The 4,151-nt window shown below is 40.0% G+C and carries 4 protein-coding genes; 1 reads left to right on the top strand and 3 read right to left on the bottom strand.

The annotated features are described in order from the left end of the window. Positions 1 to 104 precede the first annotated feature (104 nt). The 3 genes from prc to L4C33_RS20095 form a co-directional block, all read right to left on the bottom strand. The gene (prc, locus tag L4C33_RS20105; protein ID WP_428814177.1) at positions 105 to 2,105 is read right to left on the bottom strand and encodes a carboxy terminal-processing peptidase; all 2,001 of its coding nucleotides are present in this window, start codon (positions 2,103 to 2,105) and stop codon (positions 105 to 107) included. Positions 2,106 to 2,122: 17 nt separating this feature from the next. Continuing rightward, complete coding sequence (gene proQ / locus L4C33_RS20100) at positions 2,123 to 2,746, bottom strand: RNA chaperone ProQ (RefSeq protein WP_428814176.1); 624 nt, start codon at positions 2,744 to 2,746, stop codon at positions 2,123 to 2,125. A 99-nt stretch (positions 2,747 to 2,845) separates the two neighbouring features. Continuing rightward, entirely contained in the window at positions 2,846 to 3,319 is a 474-nt protein-coding gene (locus L4C33_RS20095) for a GAF domain-containing protein (protein WP_428814175.1), read from the bottom strand. A 91-nt stretch (positions 3,320 to 3,410) separates the two neighbouring features. Here L4C33_RS20095 and L4C33_RS20090 point away from each other — a divergent pair. Then, on the top strand, positions 3,411 to 4,151 hold a 741-nt coding region (locus L4C33_RS20090; RefSeq protein WP_428814174.1), incomplete at its 3' end, for an ABC transporter transmembrane domain-containing protein.

Raw genomic sequence — 4,151 nt, 5'->3', positions numbered from 1 at the left:
GAAATAAGATAATGCGAAATATTTGATCTAAATCACTTTATTTTGTTTATAAAAAAACAAAGCGAGCACTAGGCTCGCTTTTTATTATTACTATCAAGACGTTATCATTTATCTTTATCAATAATATCTATCATAATTGATACTGACTCATTAAGGTAAGCATCAGGAACTTCATAGTCTTTCGGTACATCATCTAAGTTAGCATAAAGATCTTGTTTTGATGCTTTTTGACGCAGGTTTATACGCTCAAGCCTCAAATCATCCGCTTTATCTGATTCTTGTTGCCGAATTTTCTCGCTCAAAGAAAGCAGGTTGTCATCTTTATCTTTCTGATATTCAACAATGTCTTCAGCAATAAAATTGAATTCCATGTCATTGGTAATTCGCTGTTTATGCTTAGCTGTTAGGCTTGCGATTTGTTGAGCATTATCTCTTAGAACATCATATTTAGCTTTATCGATACTGTCCCAAGGCAATGCATTATCCTCTACACTTTCACCTGTTTCAGCTGGATCRATTGGCGTTGGGTAAGCAATGTCAGGCACAACACCTTTATTTTGCGTACTTCCACCATTGATTCTGTAAAACTTTTGGATCGTGTATTGTACATAACCAAGTTCTTTGTCGAATAAATCATAAATATGATTTAGAGAGCGATGCTGCTGCACTGTCCCTTTACCAAATGAGTTTTCTCCGATAATAATTGCTCGACCATAATCTTGCATAGCTGCGGCAAAGATTTCAGATGCTGATGCGCTGTATCGGTTAACTAATACAGTGAGAGGACCTTGGYAACTGATCTCGCCATCTGTATCGCTGTTGACCTTAATACGGCCATAACTATCGCGAACTTGTACGACAGGCCCTTTCTCAATAAACAGACCAGATAATGCAGTCGCTTCAGTTAACGCACCGCCGCCGTTGTTTCTTAGATCAACAATAATGCCTTCGACGCCATCGCGTTTCAGTTGAGAAATAAGCTTATCAGCATCGGCAGAAAGACCTACGTAGAAGCTTGGAACTTCGAGTACACCAATCTTATGACCATCTTGCTCAATGATCTCTGATTTTACCGCTCTATCTTCAAGGCGAATCTTATCTCGAACAATTGTTACAACGTGACTTTTAGCATCTTTACCATCAGGTAAAATCTGTAGTTTTACCTTAGTACCTTTCGGTCCTTTGATAAGTTGCACTACATCATCTAAACGCCAGCCAATAACATCAACAATTTCTTCGCCATCTTGTCCCACACCAACAATTCGATCACCTTCACCAAGTTGTTTACTACTTGATGCTGGTCCACCAGCAACTAGCGATCGAATAACAGTGTAATCATCCGTCATTTGCAGTACAGCACCGATCCCTTCAAGAGATAAATTCATCTCTGATTGGAATTGTTCTGCATTGCGAGGAGACAAATAGCTAGTATGAGGATCAACTTCACGAGCGAAAGCATTCATATAAAGTTGAAATGCATCTTCATTATGCGATTGCGTAATACGCTTCATCGCATTGTTATAACGCTTTTCTAGAACTTCTTGAATTTCAGGCCACTCTTTACCAGTGAGCTTAAGGTTCAATGCATCGTATTTAACGCGCTTTCTCCATAGCTMATTGACTTCAGCAAGATCGGCAGGCCAAATTGCTTCCGACCTATCAAGCTCAATACTCTCATCAACATCGAATTTGATTTCTGTATCTAATAAAGAAAGTGCGTACTGAAAACGCTCAAACCTCTTCTGCATTGATAGGTTATAAACATCAAATGCGATTTGGTTGTTACCAGCTTTCAATTGCTCATCTAATGAAACCGCAGAGCTGTCGAAAGAATCAATATCAGCTTGAGTGAAAATATTACGGTTATAATCCAACATCTCTACATAGCGATTAAAAATTGCTTGTGAGAAGTCGTCATTAAGATTGAAGTGCTTGTAATGAGATCGAGTGAAGCGAGAAGTGACTCGTTTGCTCGCAGTTTCATGTTGAACTTCTGGGGCGAGTTGAGGTAAGTCGTCTTTATCGAGTTTGGCTTCAAGAGCCTGAGCTGAAGCTGCTAGCCATAAGCTAGCAGCAATCAGTGTCAATTTTGAACGGCATTTCATGCGTAGGAGTATCTCCTTTATGCGCGCAAGTGCTCCGCTTTAACAACCATTTGAAGGCCGTTTGCTAGTTGAACACGTACATCTTCCTTATTGATTTCAACAATGGTCGCAGCCATGTTTCCTTTACCCATATTCACATTTACTTCTTTGCCAGTGATGAACTCATCAGCATTTAGAGCGCGTGTTTCTACAGGCTTTTCTACTTTTGGTGCTTTAGGCGCTTGGCGACGAGGCTGTTGAGCTTTCTTCGCTTTAGGTTTCGCTTTGCCTTCTTCACGAGCTTTTTGTGCTTGTTCTTTACGACGAGCTTGCACTTTAGCTTTGCTTTCTGCAAGTGTCGCTTTTGCGTGTTCTACATGCTCTTCTTCAAGCTTGCCACATGCATTACCGTCTAAATCTACACGTTCTGCATCTAGTTTAACACCATGAAGATAACGCCATGATGAAGTGTACTGTCTTAACGCTGCACGAAGTTGAGTCTTACTAACTTTCTCATCTTCACTTAGGCGTTCAGCAAGATCTTGAAAGATACCAATTTTAAGTGGCTTCGCTTCACCTTCTAGAGTAAAGCATTTAGGGAAACATTCAGCAATATATGCAATAACTTCTTTGCTGTTTTTTAACTTTTCAGTGTTTTCCATGTGGGTTCCTGGTTGGTGCGGACTTTCCGCGAGCATTAAGAAAATATTTTTTACGTATTATAGAGAGATGCTAACGAAAAACCACTCTAAGAGGATAAATTATGCTTTGTTCGCATGTGAATTGAGCAGGTTTTCCACTTCTGCCATCAAAAATGTCAGTCCTTCCTCGTCGATTTCGCTAAAACGACCAATATTTGGGCTATCGATATCTAACACTCCGGTAATTTTTCCGTTAATCGAAAACGGAATTACGATTTCAGAGTTGCTTGCAGCGTCGCAGGCGATGTGTCCTTCAAACTCATGAACGTCATGAATGCGTTGTACAGTGTTAGTTGATACAGCAGTACCACACACACCTCTTCCGACAGGTATACGAACGCAAGCAGGTTGACCTTGAAATGGGCCAAGGACCAACTCATCATCTTTCATTAAATAGAAACCCGCCCAGTTCAGTTCGTCTAATTCCATGTAGAGTAGCGCACTAATATTTGCAAGGTTGGCAATTAAGTCGGTTTCTGACTCAATTAATGCAGACGCTTGTTTGGTTAAGCGCTGATAATGTTCTATTTTCATATTAACTTCCGATCGAATTGAGACTTCCATTATTAGTAGATCAACGTAAAATGCCACGCAATCAATCTAAATAGGACTTATTCTCACTTTAATGAATTATTCTAATGACACTATTAGCCGTTCTTGGCTGATAACTCAAGCAAAAAAGCACAAGTCCAAACTGTTGTTTGCAAATGGTATCGCAATTCTTGCGACCTTGGTTAGCGTCCCTATCCCTCTACTTATGCCGCTCATGGTCGATGAGGTTTTGCTGAATCAACCAGCTTCTGGTTTAGAGGCGATGAACTACTTTCTCCCAGTATCAATGCAGACCCCTACTGGCTATATAGGGTTAACTCTTCTGCTTGTTATATTAATGCGTTCGTTAAGCCAAGCATTCAATATTTTACAAAGCCGACAATTTACGCTCGTCTCTAAAACAATTACTTATCAGATGCGCAGTAAGATGATTGATAAGCTTGGTCGAATCAGCATTCGTCAATACGAGACAAAAGGCAGCGGTGGCATTAACGCCCATCTAATCACAGACATAGAAACGATCGACAAGTTCATTGGTTCTACGCTCGCTAAGTTTATTATTAGTTTACTCACCGTGATTGGTACTGCTGGAGTTCTTCTTTGGATTGAATGGCGACTTGGGCTATTCATCTTACTGGTTAACCCCATTGTTATTTATTTTTCTCGTAAGCTTGGCGGAATGGTGAAGCATCTTAAAAAAAGAGAAAATCAATCTTTTGAGCGTTTTCAAAACCGCCTGGTTGAAACACTTGATGGCATCTACCAATTACGAGCTGCTAATAAAGAAAGAGCCTTTCTAGAAGAGTTAAAACAA

This window comes from Vibrio makurazakiensis, from assembly GCF_050337375.1.
Lineage (GTDB): Bacteria > Pseudomonadota > Gammaproteobacteria > Enterobacterales > Vibrionaceae > Vibrio > Vibrio makurazakiensis.
Note: the sequence above shows the minus strand (reverse complement) of the source record. Positions and strands in the feature narration are given on the sequence as shown.

Excerpts from the sequence above, each read along its gene's own strand:
- proQ (WP_428814176.1), bottom strand. The coding sequence starts at position 2,746 with ATGGAAAACACTGAAAAGTTAAAAAACAGCAAAGAAGTTATTGCATAT.
- L4C33_RS20095 (WP_428814175.1), bottom strand. The coding sequence starts at position 3,319 with ATGAAAATAGAACATTATCAGCGCTTAACCAAACAAGCGTCTGCATTA.